19 protein-coding genes are annotated in these 21,044 nt (G+C 68.0%); 8 read left to right on the forward strand and 11 right to left on the reverse strand.

Translation table 11 applies throughout. The annotated features are described in order from the left end of the window. Positions 1–450 precede the first annotated feature (450 nt). The 5 genes from ACFVWW_RS08540 to ACFVWW_RS08560 form a co-directional block, all read right to left on the reverse strand. Complete coding sequence (locus ACFVWW_RS08540) at positions 451–1,038, reverse strand: class IV adenylate cyclase (protein WP_362960071.1); 588 nt, start codon at positions 1,036–1,038, stop codon at positions 451–453. A 20-nt stretch (positions 1,039–1,058) separates the two neighbouring features. Then, positions 1,059–1,712: a class I SAM-dependent methyltransferase gene (locus tag ACFVWW_RS08545; RefSeq protein WP_386876832.1), complete on the reverse strand. Its 654-nt coding sequence runs from the start codon at positions 1,710–1,712 to the stop codon at positions 1,059–1,061. Further along, positions 1,630–2,271 (reverse strand): hypothetical protein, encoded by a 642-nt coding sequence (locus tag ACFVWW_RS08550; protein ID WP_386876833.1) that lies wholly within the window; start codon positions 2,269–2,271, stop codon positions 1,630–1,632. Before ACFVWW_RS08550 ends, ACFVWW_RS08545 begins: the two co-directional genes overlap by 83 nt. After that, positions 2,264–3,166 carry a radical SAM protein gene (locus ACFVWW_RS08555; protein ID WP_384191144.1) on the reverse strand — a complete coding sequence of 301 codons (903 nt, stop codon included), beginning with the start codon at positions 3,164–3,166 and terminating at the stop codon, positions 2,264–2,266. Before ACFVWW_RS08555 ends, ACFVWW_RS08550 begins: the two co-directional genes overlap by 8 nt. Positions 3,167–3,274: 108 nt before the next feature. Continuing rightward, positions 3,275–3,967, reverse strand: coding sequence for an HAD family hydrolase (locus ACFVWW_RS08560; RefSeq protein WP_386876836.1), 693 nt, complete (start codon positions 3,965–3,967; stop codon positions 3,275–3,277). Positions 3,968–4,065: 98 nt separating this feature from the next. Between ACFVWW_RS08560 and ACFVWW_RS08565 the strand changes: the two genes are divergently transcribed. Both ACFVWW_RS08565 and ACFVWW_RS08570 read left to right on the forward strand, forming a co-directional pair. Next, positions 4,066–4,839: an XRE family transcriptional regulator gene (locus ACFVWW_RS08565; protein ID WP_364581322.1), complete on the forward strand. Its 774-nt coding sequence runs from the start codon at positions 4,066–4,068 to the stop codon at positions 4,837–4,839. After that, positions 4,826–5,293 carry an NUDIX domain-containing protein gene (locus tag ACFVWW_RS08570; protein ID WP_364581320.1) on the forward strand — a complete coding sequence of 156 codons (468 nt, stop codon included), beginning with the start codon at positions 4,826–4,828 and terminating at the stop codon, positions 5,291–5,293. Before ACFVWW_RS08565 ends, ACFVWW_RS08570 begins: the two co-directional genes overlap by 14 nt. Here the strand turns inward: ACFVWW_RS08570 and ACFVWW_RS08575 are convergent. Next, positions 5,281–5,850, reverse strand: coding sequence for an HD domain-containing protein (locus ACFVWW_RS08575; RefSeq protein WP_386876838.1), 570 nt, complete (start codon positions 5,848–5,850; stop codon positions 5,281–5,283). The two genes, ACFVWW_RS08570 and ACFVWW_RS08575, sit on opposite strands and share 13 nt — an antisense overlap. A gap of 587 nt (positions 5,851–6,437) precedes the next feature. On the opposite strand from ACFVWW_RS08575, the gene ACFVWW_RS08580 reads away from it, so the two are divergent. Together ACFVWW_RS08580 and ACFVWW_RS08585 are read left to right on the forward strand one after the other, a co-directional pair. After that, positions 6,438–7,253, forward strand: coding sequence for a hypothetical protein (locus tag ACFVWW_RS08580; RefSeq protein ID WP_386876840.1), 816 nt, complete (start codon positions 6,438–6,440; stop codon positions 7,251–7,253). After that, positions 7,250–7,513, forward strand: a complete 264-nt coding sequence (locus tag ACFVWW_RS08585; RefSeq protein WP_386876842.1) for a hypothetical protein — start codon at positions 7,250–7,252, stop codon at positions 7,511–7,513. Before ACFVWW_RS08580 ends, ACFVWW_RS08585 begins: the two co-directional genes overlap by 4 nt. A 179-nt stretch (positions 7,514–7,692) precedes the next feature. Here ACFVWW_RS08585 and ACFVWW_RS08590 read toward each other — a convergent pair whose 3' ends face one another. The 3 genes from ACFVWW_RS08590 to ACFVWW_RS08600 all read right to left on the reverse strand — a co-directional run bounded on the left by ACFVWW_RS08590 (position 7,693) and on the right by ACFVWW_RS08600 (position 11,227). After that, positions 7,693–8,394 carry a restriction endonuclease gene (locus ACFVWW_RS08590; protein WP_386876844.1) on the reverse strand — a complete coding sequence of 234 codons (702 nt, stop codon included), beginning with the start codon at positions 8,392–8,394 and terminating at the stop codon, positions 7,693–7,695. Positions 8,395–8,766: 372 nt separating this feature from the next. Further along, on the reverse strand, positions 8,767–9,537 hold the full coding sequence (locus ACFVWW_RS08595; protein ID WP_386876846.1) for a hypothetical protein: 771 nt from the start codon (positions 9,535–9,537) through the stop codon (positions 8,767–8,769). Between the two features lie 1,102 nt (positions 9,538–10,639). Continuing rightward, positions 10,640–11,227 carry a hypothetical protein gene (locus tag ACFVWW_RS08600; protein ID WP_386876848.1) on the reverse strand — a complete coding sequence of 196 codons (588 nt, stop codon included), beginning with the start codon at positions 11,225–11,227 and terminating at the stop codon, positions 10,640–10,642. A gap of 703 nt (positions 11,228–11,930) precedes the next feature. Between ACFVWW_RS08600 and ACFVWW_RS08605 the strand changes: the two genes are divergently transcribed. Continuing rightward, a complete protein-coding gene (locus ACFVWW_RS08605) occupies positions 11,931–12,845 on the forward strand; it encodes a hypothetical protein (RefSeq protein ID WP_386877377.1) in 915 nt (304 codons plus the stop codon). Between the two features lie 322 nt (positions 12,846–13,167). Here the strand turns inward: ACFVWW_RS08605 and ACFVWW_RS08610 are convergent, their stop codons facing one another. Next, entirely contained in the window at positions 13,168–14,295 is a 1,128-nt protein-coding gene (locus ACFVWW_RS08610; RefSeq protein ID WP_386876850.1) for an amidohydrolase family protein, read from the reverse strand. Positions 14,296–14,383: 88 nt separating this feature from the next. Between ACFVWW_RS08610 and ACFVWW_RS08615 the strand changes: the two genes are divergently transcribed. Further along, entirely contained in the window at positions 14,384–14,914 is a 531-nt protein-coding gene (locus tag ACFVWW_RS08615) for a MarR family winged helix-turn-helix transcriptional regulator (protein ID WP_386876852.1), read from the forward strand. A 51-nt stretch (positions 14,915–14,965) separates the two neighbouring features. Here the strand turns inward: ACFVWW_RS08615 and ACFVWW_RS08620 are convergent, their stop codons facing one another. Continuing rightward, the gene (locus tag ACFVWW_RS08620; RefSeq protein ID WP_386876854.1) at positions 14,966–19,624 is read right to left on the reverse strand and encodes a CHAT domain-containing protein; all 4,659 of its coding nucleotides are present in this window, start codon (positions 19,622–19,624) and stop codon (positions 14,966–14,968) included. A 67-nt stretch (positions 19,625–19,691) separates the two neighbouring features. On the opposite strand from ACFVWW_RS08620, the gene ACFVWW_RS08625 reads away from it, so the two are divergent. Both ACFVWW_RS08625 and ACFVWW_RS08630 read left to right on the forward strand, forming a co-directional pair. Beyond that, positions 19,692–20,081 carry a hypothetical protein gene (locus ACFVWW_RS08625; protein WP_384191175.1) on the forward strand — a complete coding sequence of 130 codons (390 nt, stop codon included), beginning with the start codon at positions 19,692–19,694 and terminating at the stop codon, positions 20,079–20,081. A gap of 5 nt (positions 20,082–20,086) precedes the next feature. After that, positions 20,087–20,872, forward strand: coding sequence for a hypothetical protein (locus tag ACFVWW_RS08630; protein WP_386876856.1), 786 nt, complete (start codon positions 20,087–20,089; stop codon positions 20,870–20,872). The last annotated feature ends 172 nt before the right edge of the window (positions 20,873–21,044 follow it).

The following is a 21,044-nucleotide window of genomic DNA, read 5'->3' on the forward strand; positions in this document are numbered from 1 at the left end:
GGGCCGGTCACCACGCGTGGTGACCGGCCCAGCCGCTGATGCGCCCATTGTCCGTTCTCGGCCTCACTCCCGACGGAACATGCCGCCCCGCGCACGATGCTTTCCAACGCGGCGTCCCTCAGGCTGCTCGGTTATAGAAGCCGTGCTCACAGGTGGGGGGCGAGTCGGTTCGTCGTGAAGGAGGAGGGACTGCCAGACCTGCTCCTGCAAGACGTGGATGCACGGGCCGCAGGTGAACATCGCCGCCTGGGCACCCGCCACACTCACCGGGCCGATCCATAGAACACGGGTCCATCGCTGGCCGCAGTAGAGTCAGCAGAAGCCGTCAGTCCACGTATTGCCGTCGTCAGTGTCTGCTGCGGCGGGCAGACCGCCGCGCGCGAACTCGGCGATGCCGGGTATGACCCGAGGCGTCACGGTCAGTTCTATCAACACAGCTCGTCCCCAAGATCACTCGCCCGGGACAGCTGCCCTGGTCGAAGCCTGCTTGTCGGAGTCGGCGAAGAGGAGCGTGGGCTCGGCCAGGATGTCCCTGCCGGCCTCGCTCTTGTAGATCTCGTCGACACTGCCGAACCGTGCCTCGGTGTAGTCGAGGTCGAGCAGGGCTGCTGCCTGGCGGACCGATGCCTCGTCGGGACCTTCGATCTCGACGAAGGTGGGGAGGTCCGGCCAGGTGTCGAAATCGAAGGCGACTTCGCCCAGGCGCCACTCCTCGCGGAAGTTCTCCTGGTAGCGGACTTCACGCAGGCCGACGTTGCGGAGGATCTCGGCCATGGCGTGCAGGTCGGACACCTCGGTCTCGATCTCGGTGGTGCCGTCGATCGTCGTGGAGTCGGTGACCTGCTTCAGCGTGAGAGTGGAGCGGGTGGCCTCGTCCCTCAGGCGGACCCAGGCGCCGCCTTCGAGGGCGTCGTTCTCGAAGATCTTCCGGGTGAGGAGGGTGCGCGGAAATGCCTGGACGGCTCCGAGCGCCGTCAGTTTGGCCTGGAGGCCGTCGACGTCGACGGCGAGGAACTTGGCTTCGTACTCGTGCTTCATAGGTCCTTCTTCCCGTAGCTCTAGGAGGGGGTGGACGCACGGGCGGCGAGGAGGAGGCCCATGCGGTGGTTGTGGTCCTGCAGCTGCCCGACGTGCGCCTGCTCGGTGAACTCGTTGGTCCGCAGGGTGAGCAGGACGTCCCAGTCCCCGATGAAGTAACGCCGCAGCTTCTCGGGGGATGTGTAGTGCTCAAGCACGTGGTGGCGTTGCGTGAGGGGCATCATGAACTCCGCGCCGAACAGACCGCCGGGCCGGACCAGGCGCTGCATGCGGTCGACGAACTCGCCCAACGGCCGGTGGTGGTTGGCACTGTAATGCCACGAGCAGCTCGTCCAGACGGCATCACAGGGGGCGGTGACGGGTTCGGAGGCGAGGAAGTCGTCCTCCACGACCTGGACACGGTCGTGAAGCCCTTCCTGCTTCAGCCGCTCGATCATGCCCATCGCGTGACCGGTCCTGCCACCCGGAAGTTGGACCTCGCCGCCGTGGAGGGCGAGCGGGTCGCGCTCGATGGCGACGACCCGGTAGCCGGCCGCGGCCAGTGGCACGACGAGTCTGCCGTCGCTCGCGCCGATGACCGTCACCGTGGAGTCAGGCTCCGTACGCTCCTTCAGCGCGGCGAGGAACTGCGGGAAGAAGGTGAGGGTGTGCCGCCACATGCTGGGTGTCTGCACTGGCTTGCTCTCCTTGAAGGTGGGTGCTCAGGACGGCTCGGAGTACCTCGTCAGGGGTGCGACCGGTGGTGTTCACGCGGTGCATCGGGAACGAGGCGTAGGCACCGGTGATCTTGTCCGCGGTGATCTCGGCGAGCGCGTCCCACCGCGAGACAGGCTTGTCGCGCCTGGCGATTCGGCGCTGACGCTCGTCCTCCGCGCAAACGAGGTAGTAGCTGACGGGACGCGGGATGCCTGGCGGCAGGGACACGGAGAGATCGGCTCCGAAAGCGCGGTGGTTGGCCAGACAGCGTGCGAAGTAGCTCTCGACGACGACCGGGATGCCGGCGGACAGGTACCGCTGGATCTGATCGGTGGCGGTGAACAGGGCCGAAAGGTAGAAGCACATGCGTGCCTCTGCGTTTCCCAGCCGGTCGACCTCCTGCCGCAGTGCCTGGTAGGTGGGCGGCACGGTCGGGACCAGCACCGCGCCACGGGCGGCCGCGAGCATGGGGGCGAGGGTGGATTTTCCGGTGCCGCGGAGCCCTTCGACGCTCTCGAACGGTGCCGGGTCAGACACGTCCGTACACCACGTCCGGCACCGCGAGCGTGAGCTCGTCGGTGGCGGACGGCCGGTGGTCGATGTGATCGGCGAGCTTGTCGTACCAGAAGGCGTGCGAGTCCTTGCCGACAGCCTTGCAGGACATGGTGAGCGCGCCGCGCGGGTCGGCCTCGATCCGCTCGATCTCCACAGGGCCCCCGGAGGGGAGGCACGCGTCTGGTGCACCGAGCTCGGACAGGTCCTCGTCGAGGATCACCTCGATGTCCAGCTCGGCCGAGGCCAGGCACTCCCGCAGACGGGTGTAGGCCGTGGCGTCGTTGACGAGGAGCTCGGGGTGGTCCGCTGCGTTGCCGACCGGCCGAAGGCAGTGGAGTTTCAGCTGCTCCACCCCGTAGTGCTGCAGTGTGCGGGCGAGCGACAGGACCTCGTCGATGTTGCGTGAGGTGACCGTCATGGTCGCGCCAGCGCGGACGCCGAGCTGCTGGGCGATTTCGAGGGCGCTCAGGGCGCTGCGGTAGCTTCCGAACTTCCGGATCTTGTCGTTGGTCGTACCGATGCCCTCCAGCGACACCCGGAGCAGGTCCAGGTCGGGGGCGATCTCGGTCAGCCGGCGCTCGATCCGGTAGCCGTTGGTGCAGATCTCGACCTGCATGCCCAGGTCCCGCTTGGCGTACCGGACGACCTGGGCGAGGTCTCGGTAGACGAACGGCTCGCCGCCCAGCAGGGTGACAGCCTCGGTGCCGTACTCGTCGCGCATCAGCGTGAGGAGGTTGACCGCCTCGTCCGTGGTGAAGGCGTCGGCGTGCTGGAGCCGTTTGCCGTGGAAGCAGTGCAGGCATTCGAAGTTGCAGCGGTAGAGCAGCTGCAGGTACAGCATCCGGATCCTGCGGATCCCGGTGACTTCGCTGATCACGAGGGTCTCCTTCGAGGCGCTTGCCTGGTGGGAGACCTGATATTGGCGGGACAGGTACGGACCTCGTCACCGCGTATCGGGACGCTCCGAGGACGTCCTGGGACGTTTTCAGCGTGCGGAGAGCGCCTCCAGAATCCCGAGTACACGGCCGGTGTCCGTCAGATCGGGCAGGACCGTACGGGCACCGGCGGCTGCCAGCTCTTCGGTGCTGTGGACGCCGGAGGCGACCGCGATGATCTCGGAGCCTGTGGAGAGTGCGGCCTCCACGTCTCTCGGGGTGTCTCCGACGAGCACGACGGGCACTCCATCCGGGGCGCCTCGCAGCCGCTGGGCACGCTCCCGGGCGACAGCGACCAGGTCGGGGCGCTTAAGGGCGTCGGCCCCATAGGCGCCGACCGGCAGGTCGAGGAGGGGATCAAGGCCGAAGGCCGCGACCTTCACGCGGGCGTTGTCCGCGATATTTCCGGTGAGTACCGACGACACCCAACTGCTGCGCACGGAGACCTCCTTCAGGACTTCCCGCACACCGGGCAGGGCTGTTCCCCGCTGGCTGAGGGCGTGGAGACGGGCCTCCCCGGCGTCGGCGAGAGCCTTCTCGACCGCTGGCCAGTCCGGCTCGGCCAGGCCGTTCCGCTCGAACATGTCGCGCATGATCAGCCGGTCCGTACGCCCTTCCGTCCGCGCCGGCCCCGCGGGCGCCCTTCCCGCCAGGGCCGTGAAGGCGGCGGCGTAGATCTCCTTGCTGACCCCTGAGTTCTCGATGAGAGTGTGGTCGATGTCCCACAGGACGATGAGCTCCATGCATCCAGCGTAAATACAGCGGTCATGGCCCCCTCCTTCTGTGGAACGTCCCGAAACGTCCTTGCCGCTCCTGACCGGTCTCGGCTTGTATGGCGTCTGTGAACGAGCGATTGCACTCCGTGCTCGCCCAGCGCGGCATCCCACCCGAATCACTCGCCGAAGTCTGTGAGGTGGACCCCAAGACCGTCGGTCGGTGGCTCGGCGGGCGCGTTCCCCATCCTCGCCACCGCTTCCGCGTCGCCAAGCACTTACGGGTCGAGGAACTGTTCCTCTGGCCCGCACCAGCGCCGACCACGCCGCAGCAACTCGAAGGTTCAGGGCAGGAACTGGTCGGGACCTACCAGAACCGGGCGAGCGTCCCGCGCGACACATGGCTGTCGCTGCTCAACGGCGCCCAGGAGCAGATCAGCGTCCTCGTCTTCTCCGGCACCTTCTTCGCTCAGTCCAACCCGCACGTGGCCAAGATGCTCGCCGAGCGTGCGTCGAGCGGGGTGCGAGTGCGGCTCTGCTTCGGCGACTCGAAGGGCCGGGCTGCAGCAATCCGTGGCCACGAAGAGGGAATCGGCGACACACTCGCCGCCAAGATCCGCGCCTCCCTGACCTACTATCGCCCCCTGTTGTCCGAGGCCGGATGCGAGGTGAGACTGCACGACACTACGCTCTACACCTCCATGTTCCGGTACGACGATGACCTTCTGATCAACCCGCACGTCTGGGGCCAGCCGGCCAGCGCCAACCCCCTCCTCCATCTCCGCAGAGCAGACACGGCGGGCTGGTTCGACAACTACGCTCAGAGTTTCGAAGCTGTCTGGGCCACCGCACGGCCCTGGACACCAGACCAGGAGGAACCCTCGCCACATGGGCAGGACTGAGTACTACAACGACCCCAAGGCCCCCAAGGCGAACACGCTCATCCCCGCCAATAACCTGCTCGTCGTCGACGACGACGGCGCCATACTGCTCCAACGCCGCCGGGACACCGGCCAGTGGGCCCTGCCCGGAGGAGCCCAGGACATCGGCGAGACGGCGGCCCAGTGCGCCGTGCGGGAATGCCTGGAAGAGACCGGAATCATCGCCGAGGTCACGGGGTTCCTGGGGGTCTACACGAACCCGAACCACATCGTGGCCTACACCGACGGTGAGATTCGCCAGCAGTACGAGAACACCTACATCGGCCGCCCGGTGGGCGGCGAGCCCACGATCAACGACGAGGCCGACGGGGTCCGTTACGTCCTGCCGAGCGACCTGGACCAGTACGACATCCACCCCAGCATGCGCCAACAGATCGGCGACTACCTCGCCGGCACCTATCCCTACCTGGGCTGAGCCGCCAGCGCGACCTCCACGCGCTCCACGGCAGCGGAGATCTCCGGCTTCGCCCGGCGGATGAATCGCGCCACCAGGCTGTCCGCACCGTAGCGCTCCATGATCTCCTCCAGCCGATCCTCGGCAGACGTGCCCTTCCCATCAGGGGTCGTCGTCATGTCGCAATACACCAAGGCATCCACGAGCTTGTGGTCATCGAGCAGCGGAAACTCGGCTTCCAGATCGCCCCGCAAGCCGCGCTCCTCAGCCTCCAGCAGCGCCAACGAGTGGTTCGCCACCAACCGCACCAGCCGCTCATCCGCAGCGTGGCCGTCACGAAGGAACCGGGCACCATCCAGCGGATGAAAGCCTGTCGCTGCCAGCCGCGGTGCGTAGCCCACGTCGTGAAGCACGGCGGCAGAGGCCAGCAGGTCCGCGTCAGCGCCCAGGAGTTCAGTCAGTTCGGCCGCGCGCCGCGCGACCCCTTGCGAATGCATCCATCGACGAGGAAGGGGCTCACGCAGCTCCGCCTCGGCCACTGACCATGCCCACTTCGCCATCGATCCGTTCATGCTCATTACGTGCCCCAGCGGAATCCCGCCCAGTCTCAACTGAATCGATCGGACGTGCTCGGCCCCAGCGGTCAGGAGAAACCGGCAACACCAGCACGCATCGCACGCCGTAGCAGGATCAGGATGTGTCAACCCCCGGGTTTCGTAGAGACCTCGGTCATGCAGCCTGGTCCTGGTGAGCGGTGTGGCCACGCGCTTCTCGGATGGTGTTCTCGAAGGTGGCGGGCGGCTGCCCGTCGGCCGCGCGATGGATACGCCTGGTGCGGCAGAAGCCGGTGACCCATATCGCGATCTTCAGCCTCGCTTCCGCCCGGGTGGCGAAGCGGTGCCGGCGAAGAGTTCGGCGATCCGGTTGGCCTGCTTGCTGGGGCCGGACAGATGGAGCGTCGGGTGCTTGCCGCCCATCGGAGGCGATCCGACTACGGCGGCATCGATGACCGGCGTTGGGCCAAGTCCTGCCATCGCTGACCGCCGATGCACAGCGCCAAGAAATTATCGGCAGCGCCAGAAAAAAGTCGCAGCAAAGTGTGGGTTCTCGAGTCTTCGCATCCATATGAGTCGCCAGACTTAAAACTACCGTGCGAGGACTGGTGTTGCTCAAAATGATTAGCAGTGGCGACAAGGCCGAGCTGAAGGTGAAGATCCCATTCGAGGACGGGGACGATCCGCCTCCCCCGACCCTCGTGCAGGACCGAAGACTGTACGACGAGTTGCGGCGGGTGGAGTTCTGCGGCCCCCGCTACGACGTCTTCGCCCAGGAGCTGTGGACCTACGGCATCCGCACCCTGACGGCATGGATGCGCACGGGCGCCATCTCCCATCACTGCCACCGCTACAACGTGGCCTTCGACGCCTCAGAGGTCGAACTGTCCATCTTCGCCCGAACCTCAGAAGTGCGCGAAGCCCTGGCCGTGGACAGCGTCACGGCGGCCGCACCCCGCTTCCTGGAGCGCTCGCTGCGCGGCGGCGAATGGAACCCGGACAAAGGCGCCAGCATGTTCACCTTCTTCGTGGGCGGATGCGTCATGGCCTTCGGCGACGTCTTCAAGACCTGGTCCCGGAAGCGGCGCCGGGAAGTGAAGATGATGGCTTACGGGCTCCTCAACCTCACCGAGACCGACGCCGTGTTCCCCGGTCAGCTCAGCCTGTTCGACGACCCCGCCGATACGGTCGCCTCGCGTGACACGCTGCGGCGGATACTGAGCGAGGCCACCCCGGAGGCTGCTGCCATCTGCACGCTGATGCTGGGCCGCCCGGAACTGAACCAGCGCGAAATCGGTGCTCTGCTGGGCGGTATGAGCGCCCGCGCGGTCGAGGGACAGCTGCGCCGGCTCCGCGGAACCGCGCGCGTGCTCGCGGCGAGCGGGAAGATCAGTCGGCCGCAGTTCTTCGAGGCAGGCCAGCGATGACTGTACAGATCTCCTCCGAAGCCGTGATGCTCCTCGTCATCGGCTGCGCCGTCGGACTCTCCGTCTACAAGCACACCACGCGGACCCATACCGGTGCCTCCACCCGAGGAGACCTGGTGGGCGCGATCGGAGCGGCAGTGGGCGTCATGACCGTCCTGGCACTTCTCTTCAGCCTAGGAGACGCCGGCGAGACGTTGCAGCGGCCAGGCCCGGCATCCGGGCCGACGACGATGACGAGCGCAGAAACCCGAGCTCCGTGAAACCCACGGTCTCCGCTGCCTGTCCGGCGTACATGGTGGCGATCAGGTAGCCCCTGGCCGAGGGGTTCTGGATGACGGCGAGCACGGCGGTGCAGCCGTGCTCTACCTACGCGGCTCGGAGGCGTACTGCACCAAAGTGACTGAGGATCGTGTCCCGGCCTCGCGCTGCCCGAGGCCGGCTACTTCTCGTACGCCTGCTTCCAGCGCGCTCGGTGACGGGAGTCACCCTGCCCTTGGCCGTTCACCTCACTCAGGGACAGCAGAGAGGCCCCGTTGTTCCACAGCCCGAGGTGGTCCCGGTGCACAGCAAGAATTCCGTGCTGCAGGGCAAACTTCTCTGAGGGGCGGCTAAACCTTGTGGTCGTGACGAACACGGCCAGGTCTGCCGCGAAGTGCACCTTGGCGCCCAGCAAATCGCGTAGTTCACGGCTCGCGATCGTGCTAGTCGGCGCGTAGCGCTTGCACTGGATCACCACGCTCCGGCCGTCCGGGAGGCGGCCGACGACGTCAGCGCCGTTGTCGTTCGCACCGCCCACCCGTCGCACCTGTGTGCAGCCGTCCCGCCGGCACAGGCTTGCGACCAGGTCCTCGAACTCGGTGCCGGTCATCGCGTCCACCTTGGCGAGTGTCCGGTGCCCGGCCTTCACCGCCTCTTCCTGCCGCCACAGATGGTCCCGCCCTCGCACGAGCCGGTCCGTACGCCACAGCCACCAGCCCGCCGCGCCGACGCCGCCCAGGACCAGTGCACCCGTGATGTACGGCCACACGGTCGACCAGAACACCGCCAACAGGACGAGCACCAGACCACCGCCGGCCGCCACCGCCTTCAGCCGCGCAGCCCGCCGCCTGCGTGCAGCCGTACCCCGTCTACGCCCAGCCACGATCGAAGCCCCTCCCCCACAGGTCCGTGTACGGCAGTCTGGGCAGCCCGAGGCAGCGCGAGAAGGGCGCAAGTCGGCCATGTCCGGATCGAACTGCCGGGAGAGGTGACGTGATCCCAGCGACGGCGAGCGACGCGATCACCATGAATGTCAAGGGCAGCGGCCTCCGCAGCTCTTGCTGGTTGTCATCGAGCTGATCGACTCCGTAGAAACGGACGGCGAGACAAGACTCCAACAAGCTGCATTACATCCGCGAGCGCGGCCCTCTTACCTTGATATGCGGCGGTTCTCGGTCACTGGATTTCTCGCAGGCAAATTCAAGCAGCGGATTCGACTCACCTGATTCCCAACCAGGCGGCGCCACAGCGACACCTATGCCCCGAAGACGCGAGCGACCTCACGATCGAATTCCGCGCACTCGCGCATATATGGATCAATATCGGCCCGATACTTAAGAGTGATTCGCTCGAACAACCACTTGTCGAGCTCGCCAGCCTTCTGGGCATACGCGTCAACCACGTCAACGATGACAACCGCGTCACCCTGACCGGCGATCCAGGTGCGCAGCTCACCGTTCCAACGGCTCCACGCGAGCAGGGGATCAACTAACAGAGTAAAGGTGACCTCGAAGGACTCTTGCCCGAACGTCTGCCTGCTCTGCGCTACAGGGAGTTGAGCATGGGTGATGTAATTGCGCAGCCCTTTCAAGAATTTAGCCTCCACGTCATCCTTAAACATGGAGGTGACCTTGCTGCGGTATTCATTCATCAGCGCCGAGTCCTCTTGGAAGTGTTCCTCCATGAAACAGCGCTGCTGATCGACGCGCGTGCTCATCCCCATCAGCACGTTATGCAGAAGCCGCTCAGCCTCGGAAAGAAGCCGGTCGTGTGCCTCGGGATTGCGTACGTCGAGGATGGGACCAGATACCACCGGGTTCTGCAGTTCGGCGACCAGGGACTTGCACTGCGCGACGTTGCCCTGAAACACGTACCCTATGCGCTTGACTCGGTCTCCGAGCGCGATGGCGCGACAGCCCGGCGAGGCGTTAAGCCGCTTCTGCCAATCCAGCAGGGAAGGTCGCCCCGCTTCCTCAGGAGCCGTCTGCTCGTCGGCAGGATCGGGCTGAACACCAGTCTCGGTCACGCGGCATGACGTTACCGGGCCCGTCAGTACGACGCAGACGGATTTCAGCTCGGACCGGACCCACCCCGTACTGGGGCCTGGCCGCCTGGACGTCGATGGCAGCGGCTCCTGCCGCTCTTCCCAGTGATCACCAAGCTGATCGATCCCTTAGGGCATGACTGCGCCGTCACACTCACCACGTGGCCGACACGACACCGCACGCGCCAGAGGGCCCCGGCCCGCCTTCAGAGCAAACCAGGACAGCGAGATGGTCGGCGAGAGGCACCGGCCGAGTGCGGTTCCCGCTGGCGCGCTGGGTATTCATACGCGCACCTGGACGAACTGGCAGGCCCGCCGGCTGACGGCCGAGTTCGGGCCAGGCAAGGATGTTAGCGCGGCTAGCACGAACCCCCGAGGAACACGGATACGCAATGCGGCTCCTGAACGATGCGGAGAACGCTGGCTGATCCCCGTCCGAGGGCCCGCTGCCGATGCGGCCCCACACCCGCCAGGTCCGTCACGATCCTGCGCAACGTGGCAATCTCTGGTCTCAGTTGTGACCTCATCCAGCCCCGCCCGGGCCACCCAAACCGCCTCTCAGCACCCGCTCTACCGCAGTTCGGGACGCCACCGTTCCGCCCCGGGCCGCCGGGCGAACCCTTGGAAAGCGGGTTAGGGGAAGCTTTTCACCAGTTCGAAGCACATACGATCCGCCAGTGCCTCACCGGGCGCGATATCGAAGGGCCCCACCGTTCGTGGTGGGGCCCTTCGACGTGCGTGGTCTCAGTTTGGCCGTGGCCTCAACCTGATTGGCCGAGGCCTAAGGGATCACCAGCCTCCTGAGGCGATCAGCGACGCCACCTGTCCCAGAGCCACCCAGCCACCGTGACCGTAACGAGGCCAAGCATCTGCTGGGCCTCGTTACCCATGCCAGCGGCGTAGCCCGCCGCGTATCCGACGGCGATGGCAGCCACAAACATCTCGAACCTGGGCGGTCGCTCGCTTCCGACCGCAGGGACACGCATACTGAACATGGTTCTTCTCCTCATCAGATGGGTTGGACCACCCGCCGGAACCCGAAGATCTGTGGAAGGTGAAACGGGTTCCGGCGGAAGACTTTGAGTCAGGAGACAGCGTTACCGCCACTGTCCGGCGTCAGCGGGTCGTCACTGGAACCAGCGCTGACGAGTTCCCCGAGCTTGGCCATGAGATCGCGTCGGCTTGGCGTGGGCAAGCTTCGATAAGCGCGCCAGGCGAGTTCGGCTGGGCTACTGGGTCGACGGTCCATCGCCATCCACCCGAGAACGAGGGCACGCTCCTTGTCGGATAGCGCTTGCAGCCGGGTCCAGACCTCACCCGGACTGGCGATTGCGTGTCGTTCCGCAGCACGCGAGCGCAGCGTGAACTCAGCCGCACGTGGATGGGCAGCTCGTGCCATTGGATCCCACACGTGGACGCCCGCCGTAGCGAAGAGGAACTCGTTCGGCTCCAGGTTGGGGTGCGTGTGGAAGGTCTCGATCCGCCATTCGTAGTCCCGAAGATCACGTACTCGCCGCTCGATGGACGCGAGGCTGGGGAACGCCTCCCGCAACTGCGCTTTAGTGAAGGTCTTCCCTTCACCAACCTCTGCGACGAGCCACAGCGCAGCGCGCACCAACCCGCCGCGCTTCTCATCCCTCCAGTCCATTTCGGGTGGAGCGGATACCACCATTGGCCACACCCCTCCACTCGCAGCTAGGGCACGCACCCCGGCCTCGTGCTGCCACCTTACAGCAATGTGGCAGGAAGTGGCAGAGAAGATTCAATGCGGCAGCTTGCCAGTATGCGCTGCCACTTACTCAAAGGCCCATGAGGGTGCCGGAGAGCAGGTCCGGCCCCTCCTCATAGACCGGCGACGTCACTAGTTGTCGCCGTGCTTCCCCAGATCGCGGGCCCGACCACAGCCGGTGTGCACGCATTGGTAAACGCGGCGATGACATCCTTGTCAGCGCCTAGAACCTGGGCCTCGGCCTCCTGGCACCACTTCGGGGATGCCGCGGGTGAGCAGAACAGCCGTTGCGGTGTGACGGGGGCCATAGAGGCGGCCGTCATGGCCCTTCGCTGCATAGAGCAGGTTCGTCCACCAGTGGAACTCGGTGTTGGGCTCGTCTACTCGACTCCACAGCACGGGACCACCCGCCGAGTCGCGCCACCTGTGTCCGCAGCCGCTGACTGCCAGCGAAAACTATGCCCTTTGGTCGGAACCATCTGAATGAAGCTATCGGCTGGACACAATGGGGGCACCGCCCTGTAGCCGGCTTCGTGACACGTCGCGTGCACCGCGGCATCGGTACGTGGCGAAGATCAGCTGTCGTCCCCTCCACCGAAGGTAGCGAATGACGCAGAGCTCAGCCGCCCGAGCCGGACGCTTCCACATGGGGCGTTTGTCCGAGAGCCGGCCCCAAGCCCTGGACGCCTGGCGTGTCACAACAGACGATGCCGATGTGGCCGCTCGTGTGGCCAGCTTGATGGGTGGCGAACCTCAACCGAACGAGGGGGGAGGAGGCAGTCTTGCCTACGAAGTGCTGACGAGCCGCGAGAGCGTACGCATTCTGTTGAATGGGCCTGCCGCGGTGGCGGCTCGTATGGTCCTCTGGGGCAGTAAGGGCATCATCCACGAGTGCGACGGCATGGAGTTCCTGTCGCCAAAGGAGAAGAAGGGCCAGCCCTGCGGCTGTCCTCCTCTGTTGGAGAACAGGAGGCTGGAAGCCAAAAATGGCCGCGGCCCGATGCCGTCCATCGACATCACCTTCCGAATGGCAGCGGCACCTGTGCTGGGCTCGTTCCACTTCATGACGAGCTCCTGGCTGATGGCCGCACAACTATCTGACCTGCTGGACGCGCTGGAACGTGTCGACGGCCCAGCCGTCTGCGACCTCACCATGGAGCTCGTCGTCTATACGACCAAGGCGGGCAGAGGCGTTTGCTACCGAAAGCCGGTGTTTACGGTACTCGGCAGCCCCGACACGGTTGCCCCCGAACCCCCGCCGCCAGCCCAGCCCAAGCTGGCACCATCCGCACCCGGCCGCAAGGCTAGGGCGACTCCTGAGCCGCCCACCCCGTCTGCGCCACAGTCGAGCCACTCGGTCAACGTGGATGCCGATCTGCTCCGCCGTGCCGCCCAAGTGTTGGGCACCGGCGACCATCAGGAAACTGTCATCGCCGCTCTGTCTGAGATCGTGGCAGGACGACAGCAGACCGCGGAGCTTGCCCAGCTGCGAGAGGATGTCGAGCGCATCGCCGCCATCGCGGGGCAAGCGCTCCAAGGCCGGGATTCCTCACTCACCTGACCGCTTCCCACCGTCTCGCAATGATCACCGGCAGCCGGAGCAAGTTGGTCTCAGTCCTGGTCTCATTCACCTCCGTCCGAGACTGTTCGGACGAGTCTGGAGCGGACACTCCGCCGCAGGTCAGGACGTCCACGCACATCCCAGAACCTCCAGACGAACATTTGGAAAGCGTGTTGGGGGCAACCCCTCACGAGTTCGAATCTCGTATCCTCCGCCATTGCTCTCACCGGGCAATACGTCGAAGGCCCCCGCTGCTCGCAGCGGGGGCCTTCGACGTTGTCCTCCCAGTTGGTCTCCGGGGCAGGACGGGCCGGCGGCCTCGTCAGCGGGACTGGCTGATGCCGCGCCGCCAGACGTTGGTGATGGCGCGGGTGGCGGTGATGTCCCGGGTGGGGTCGCCGTCGACCAGTAGCAGGTCGGCGCGTAGGCCGGGGGCGATGCGGCCACGGTCGGCCAGACCGAAATGGCGGGCGGGGACGCTGGTGCCGGCGGCCAGCGCTTCCCGTGGGGAGAGGCCGGCCTGCGTCAGCAGTTCCAACTCGCGGTGCAGGCCGTCGCCGTGGAGAGGGGCGAACGGGTTGGCGTCGGTTCCGGCCAGCAGCGGCACCCCTGCCCGGCGCAGCGCTCCGGCCACGTGCCTCGCGTTGGCGACCCGGTCCGGGCTGCCGCTGCCGCTCACCTCGTAGTTGACGATCGCGCTGATCACGAACACGCCCTGGGCTGCGACCCGTTCGGCCAGCTCGTCGGCGGCTGGATCGCCCGGAGCGGTGTCGGCCCAGATATGGGCCAGGCCATCTACTCCCGCATCCAGCGCGATTGCGGTCTCCTTGGCGGTGACCGCGTGCGCGATGGTGCGCAACCCGGCGGCTCGCGCCGCATCGGCCAGGGCTTTGACGGTGTCAGGGCCGAGGGTGGGGACCGGGGCCCGGCCCGTCGCGCCCTCATCGATCACGATCTTCAGGTAGTCACTGCCCTCGGCGATCCGGGCCGCGACGAACGCCGCGGCGTCTTGGGGGTGCGTAATCGTCTCGAACGGCCCGTCGGCATCCTCGGAACGCTCCAGCATGGGTGCAATCGCCGCTATGACTGCCGACGGGTGGCCGCCCGGTGCGGTGGCGAGGACTCCCGCGCTGCGCAGATCGGCAATGTCGTCGCGAGCGGCGGCCAGCGTGCGTTGCCGCGCCAGGTTCGGCGGCAGGCAGAACATGTCCAGTTCGGTGGTCACCCCGAACGTCAGCGCCTGCGCGAGGCTGCCGTCGAAGGTGTGGGTATGCGCGTCGATCAGCCCCGGGAGCAGCGTTCTGCCCGTGCCGTCGACCTCGACATCCGCCGGACGGCCATCCGGCTCGGCTATGTGGTCGCCGACGACGAGAACGTCAGCGCATGCGACAGCCTGCGCGCCGTCGAAGACGCGGACGTCACGTATGAGGGTTCGCAGGGCGGATCGCATGGGGGCCTCCAGGACCACTTCGCCAGTGTATAGTTCGCTAGAATACAGTACTCCAGCTAACTATATTCGAGCAAATAGAATGCCCGCCATGACCGACCACGACGCGAACCTGCCGGATCGAATCACCGAGGACTGGCTACGTGAACGGCCGGACCTGGACCTGTCCGCGCTGGCGATCGTCGGCCGGCTGTCGTTCGTCGCCGAGAACGTCATCAGTCCGGTCGGCGAACGAACTGTCGAACGCCACGGCATCGGGAAGGGCGACTTCGACGTGCTCGCGACGCTGCGGCGCACCGGAGCCCCGTACACCCTGAGCCCCTCGGCGCTGTCCGCCGCGCTGATGATGTCGCGAGCAGGCATGACGAAGCGGCTCGACCGCCTCGACAAGGCCGGGCTGGTGGAGCGCACACTCGACACGGCTGACCGCCGCAGCTTCCGGATCGCCCTGACCGGCGAGGGCCGCCGGGTCGTCGACGCCGCACTCACCGACCTCGCAGCCACCCTCACGCGCCTGACCGCCGACCTCACCGCCGAGGAACTCGACGGCCTCGAACGAGGGTTGAACGCCTTGTCGCGCGCCGCCGGACGCACCACTCACCCGCCCGCCACGGGGGCGTGACGCGGTACCGCGTGGTCGCAGTCGCTTTTTGTGTCGGTGGACCGGGCGCGTTCAGGTTCCTGCGTGGACGTAGGCCGCCCAGATGTGGGGGCGGTCGGGGATGCGGCGGCGTAGTTCTCGGACGGTGTGGTGCAGGGCGTATGCGGACGTGCCGGCGCCGGTGGTCGTCATGCTGCGGTAGAAGTCCCGGGTGACGTGGTCCGCGTGGGTGCTGTCGATCTCCCAGAGCGTGCCGACCGCGGTGGGGAAGCCGGCGAGAAGGAAGGCGCTGGTGATGTGGATGGCCTCATCCGAGAGCCGCTCGGACGTGCGCGCGGTGCCGCAGGCGGCGAGGAAGGCGAGCCGTGCTGATCGCGGCTGCGTCCGGCAGATCTCAAGGACGGACAGCGGCTCGCCGCTCGGCAGGTGGAGCAGAGAGCCGGAGGGTTCCGTCGGGTCGGTGGCCGCGTGGCAGCCGAAGTGCACCCACGGGGTGCTGCCGAGCGCGGCGAGCACTGCCTCGCGGGTCGCGGCGGCGCCGACCAGCGGCTCGCGCGCGCCGAGCAGTCCGGCCGCGTAGCCGGCCGCCGCCGCGACGCCGGGCAACTCGTCCTCGGGCGAGGCGACCAGCAGGGCGCTGCCGTTGTCGGCGGTATCGCGGTGTTCGGCCCGGGTGCGGGCGTACGCCAGGGTCCGGAACCCGGGGACGTACGACGACACCACGGCGTCGAGCGCGGCGCCGCAGCCGTCGAGTTCGCAGTCGGGCAGCGTGCACTGGGCCGCGTGCAGCGGCAGGGCGTTGAAGGAACCCGTGGGCACCCACCAGATCCGCGGCCACGCGCCTTCGTCCGGAACACCAGGAACATTAGATACACCACGAACATCAGGAACGGGATCGCGCGACCCTACGAGTTCCAGGACCGGGCACACGATCTTGTGCCAGGTCCACGCCAGCGTCTCGCGGAGCGTGGCCCCGGCGGCGATGAGCTGTGCCGGGGACGGTCTCGACGCACCGTGCGCGTTGATGGCGTCGACAGCGTCACGCAGCCGCCGCGCCACATCCGTGACCTCGTCCGACTCGGCTTCGAGGCGAAGGGCGGTGATCGACCGGGCCGTCACGACGAGGGCGTGGCAGTGGCGTCGCGCGTGGTTGAGCACGACGATCGGGCCGTCGGCCGCGAGCGCGCGTAACTGCTCGACGGAGAGCGGACGCAGGAAGCCGTCGAACCCCGGCCGGGTGCGGATGCGCTCCACCAGCTCGTCGAGTTCCCGCGACGCGCGGAGCCGGGCGAGTCGGGACCACTCGGCGTGCCCGCTGGGGGCCGGGTCGGGCAGGTCCGGCTCCGCGGTGAGCTGGTCGGTCAGCCGCTCGAACTCGTCAGCCAGTGCGGGGTGCTCCGACCGCAGTCCGCTGAGATCGGTACGGGCCTCGATCCGCCGGGACAGCAGCAGCCCGCGGCCACGCTCGAGCAGCTCGGTGGCGCGGTCGACGTCGGGCCCCGCGACGATGCGGAAGAGGCTCTCCGGCGTGGGCAGGGCGGCCGGCGGGCGCTGTTCCCGCAGGGCCGCCGCGAGTTCGTCCCTGAGGTCGCGCGCCCAGGCGGCGGCCTCGCGGCCGAGGGCCCGCAGGAGGACCAGCTCGATGATCGAGCGGATGTCCCCCTCGAACGACGTCAGGCCGTGCTCGGCGGACTGCTGGTCGCTGCCGCGGTCGGTGATGTCCGCCATGGCCTCGACTGCCGCTTCGAGGTGGGACAGGGCCAGATCGACTGGTTGGCCCCTCCCCAACGCACCTGCCGCTGCCCCGAGTTCGCCGTGCGCCCGCATCCACACCGGGATCATGGGGCCACTCCACGCGGCGTCGTCGGCGGCGCCGAACGGCTGGGTCCGGAGAACTGCGAGCATGGCCTCCATGGCGTTCGCAGGGGCCCGGAGTGGGGCCTCGGGCGGCTGGTCCGACGGGGAGAGCGGGGCCTCGTCCGGCCGTTCCGACGGGAGGATCGGAGGCAGGCGTCCCTGATCGATGGCACCGATGAAGGTGCGCATCGTGTCGGCCCAGCTCGCGGGTGCCTCCTCCTCGACGGCGCGGAGCACCTCGTCGGCCTCGGCCACGAGACGTGCCCCGTGCTCCGGGTCGGCGCCGCGCACCACGACGGCGCGCTGGGTGAGCATCCGCAGGAGCGTGGAGGCGGTGAAGATCCGCATCGGGTGGTCGGCGGAACACGCCTCGAACGTTCTACGGCACTGATCGACCTGGTCGTCGGTGAGGTCGGGCTTCGGACCGCCGCCGGGCCCGATGCTCTCGACCAGGTCGAGCAGGGCGTCGCCCATCACGTCGAGCCCCGGCAGACGTTCCCCGGCCTCGGCGGAGGGTTCAGCGGTGAGCTCCTTGAGCCGCCACGCGATCTCGCGGGCGCGCACGAGCTGGCCCGGTTCGTGGCCGAACAGATAGTTCTGTACGGCGTTGAAGAATTCGGTACGAGCCGACAGCACCGCCAGGTTGATGTCGGCGGGTGCCCCTTCGGTGGCCGCCGAGGCGAGCAGCGCCGACGCCTCTCGCGCCATTTCCGCGTCGAAGCTCCCGATCGACTGGAACGTGAGCGCGAAGGCGAGGACCTGATCGAGCTCTCCGGGTAAATCGGACGCGTGCGAGCGCGCGTAGCGCAGCAGCGGGACGGCCTCGTCGAGGGCCTCGCCCAAGGTCGCGGGATCGCTCTGTCCGGCGCCGAGGGCCGAGAGGGCACTGCCGAGCGTTCCTGCCACCGGCGCCCGCACGAAAGGGTCGTCCTCCCCGATCTCCGCGAGCAGTTCCCGCAGGACCGCGATGTCGGAGGCGAGGTGTTCCGGGTCATCGAGACGGATGTCGTCGAGGCGGGACAAGAGGTAGCCCAGCTTGGCCAGTTCTCCGTCCGCCGTGTCAGACACGCTGTCGACGATGTCCGCCAGCGCGCCCATCAGAGGATGTCCGGGCGCCATGGTGCGCAGGTCCGCCGCGCGCGCGTCCGCCGCACCGTCCGGTAGGTCGGTGCCGATCGTCGACAGGGCGACAGGCAGTGCGACGTCGAAACGACCGCGGCGCAGCAGGCCGAGCGGCAGGAAGTCGGCCGGGGCCTCGGCCGCCGCCTCGTCGGTCAGCGACCGTGCCTCCGCGGCGAGTTGAGCCGCCCTGGCGGGTTCGGTCTCTTGCAGAGCCTGCGCCCGCGCTCCCGTGAGAGCGGCCAGCACAGCGACATAGCCGTGACGGTGCGGCTGGTCGGCGGGCAGGGCGGCCAGTGCGGCGCGGTACCGGGAGATCCGCTGATCGGAGATCGCGTCGGGGTTTCCGAGCGCGGTGGTTATGTAGAGAATTTCGATCTCGATGTCCGGAACGGGTGAGGGCTCACCGTTCCGCGTGGTGCGCTCCTTGAGCTGCTCGATCACGCGGCCGAGCGACAGCCCGGCGTTCTGGACGCGGTGCGGATCGTCGCCCGGCCTCAGCTCCTTGACCTCTCTTACGGCGGCGAGGAGTTCGGCGAGGAGTTCCTCGCCGGTGTCGCTCATCGTGCCCGTCACGTCGACCATGGCGAGGAGTTCGGCCGCCTCGCGTGCCGCCTCCCGTGCCGCCTCCCGTGCCGCCTCCCGTGCCGCCTCGTCGTCGCCACGCTCCCGGGCGAAGGCATCGAGCGCCCTGCCCAGCGCGGCAGTGACGAGGGGACGGGCCGGATGGCCCGCGGGGGTGTGGGCGAGCGCCGCGCGCAGCCGCCGTACGCCGCAGGCGATCCGGCTCGCGTCGTGCTCGCTCACCCCCGCGTCGGCGATGAGCGAGCCGACGCGCAGGTCCCGTTCCCCCGGCCAGGAGAAGGGTTCGGCGTGCAGCGCGCGCAGGAAGCTCAGCCCCTCGGCGGCCTCCGGGGTGAGCGCCTCGTCCGGGGCCGCCGCGACCAGCCGCTCGACCTCGTCGAGCGCGGGCTCACCGAGCAGCCTCGCCGCGTCCAGCACGGTCCTGAGGGCGAGCGCTGCCGCCTCGGCGCCTGCCGGGCCGAGGGAACTCAGCCCGACGGAGGGCAGCCGCTCGCACACCGCTCCCGCGTGCCGGGCCGCGGCGGCGAGCGCGTCCGGATCCGCCGCGAGCTGGAAACGCATCGTGTTGAGCCCGAGGGTGTGGAGCGCCAGCTCGACGAACCCCTCGTGGTCCTCCGGCAGGTATTGGTGTGCGGTGGCGGACCAGGCGAGCGCGCGGTCGAGCGCGGTCAGCCGGTCGGGTTCCCCGAGCTCCGGTACGTCGACCAGCGAGTTGTCCGGTGCGCCAGCCGGAGCGTTGACCAGCAAGTCGTCCGGCGCGCTGTCCGGGCCGCCATCCGGCGAGTTGAGGACGGCTTCGCCGTACGCCGAGCTCACGAGGTACGCGAACCGCGCGTCGTGCGCCGGATCGGCGGGATCGAAGGCGTCCCGCAAGGGCCCGGGAAGCTGTGCGTCCGCGGACAGGCGCGGGCACAGGAATCCGAGGGTGCTCACCATGATCGTCACGTTGCGCTGCGCGTCCGGATCCTCCGGGCCCTGGTGTCGGAGCCAGAAGGTCCAGCAGACAGCGCTGACCGAGCCGAGATCGATCGCTCCCTCGGGCGACGGCGCGGCCTCGCGCAGCAGGGCCAGCGCGTCGCCCACCGCGTCCTCCCCGCGCAGCGGCGCGGGATCCCGGGCGTTCTGAGCGGCTACGAGACGTGTGACAACTCGGTCATGAAGCTCAGTCATCGTTCATTAACGTAGTCTGATTGCACGTCAAGTAGCAGTGCTTTTCCGGGCTTTCAGGGAGTCTGCGGTGGGGGACGGGGCGAAGGCGCGCAGGGTTTACGAGGATGCCGTCGAGTACCTGTGCCGCAACGTCGACGCGGTACGCGAACTGATCGGCCCGGACCGCTGGGACGCTTCCTTCGCGGTCGTCCGGGACACCGATCCTTCCGCCGATGTATGGCGGGACGCGGTGCGTGCGTTGCACAACGCGGCCGAGAGCGCCGGGATCCCCGGCGGGCTCGGCCTGCGCTCCACGATGGGCGTGGGCGACTGGCCGTCCGCACCCACGCCGCAGTCGGTCGGCTGGGTCTGCCCCACGGGCCGCTGTGCCCGGGTGGACCTGCACGAGGGCGGGACGGCCACGGAAGCGCCGACGTGTGCCCTGGCCGCACGGCCGATGCGCCTGGTGGACGGCTGAGGACAGTGGGACTGCTCGCCGAACTCCAGAAGCGCATCCCCGACGGGTGGTTCCTGCGGCGGTTGCTGCCCGCCGCGCTGTTCGTCGTGGTCGCGACCGTGGGCGGCGGGCAGCTCGGCCAGCGCCACTGGAACGACCTCGGACTCGCCCGCGAGCGGATCGCCGCCGCGCTGCGGCTGAGCGGCGGCATGTCCGCCGACGGCGCCGCGTCGCTCGTGCTCCTCGCGGTGGCGGTGGTGGGAGCCGCGTTCGCGGTGCCCTTCGCCGCGGGCGCGATCGGCGCGCTGGCGTCGGGGGCCTGGCCCTGGTGGCTGATGCCGCTGGGCCGGCGGCTGACCGCGTTGCGGGTACGGCGCTGGGCGCATCCCGACGAGATCGGAAGGGAAGCCGTCCGGGCACGCGCCGCCGGAAGGGAGCTCCGCGCCGACCGGCTCGACGCGCGCAGGGCCCGTACGGGATCGTCCAGGCCCGGCTCCCCCACCTGGTCGGGCGATCAGTTCCGCGCTGCCGAGGCGCACGTCGAAGCGGAGACGGGTGTCGACATCGCGAGCGAATGGACCGCGTTGCTGCTCGCGGTACCGGACACCTCCCGCGTCGCGCTGAGCGACGCTCGCGACGCTTACGACGCGGCGTGCGAGGCCCTCGCGTGGAGCGCCGCGTTCACGGTCCTCGGCGCGTGGTGGTGGCCCGCCGCGCCCATCGGGGTCGTACTCTGGCTGGCTTCCTGGCAGTCGCTGCGCCGCGCGGTACAAGCGCTGTGCCGCACTACCGAAGCGGTCTTCGCCATGTAGCGCACCCATCACCTTTCGCAGCGCTGCGCCTCGGGAGCAACTCACACCACGGAACAGCAGTGTTCACTCTTCCTGATGAACACTCATAATTTTTCCGGATGCGCCGCCCACCGCCCCACATAGTGAAACGCGCTGTTTCCCGGATTCTGAGACAGCAAGAAGAAATCCGTTG

Origin of the sequence: Streptomyces sp. NPDC058198 (genome assembly GCF_042882605.1) — a bacterium.
In the GTDB taxonomy this organism is placed as follows: Bacteria; Actinomycetota; Actinomycetes; order Streptomycetales; family Streptomycetaceae; genus Streptomyces.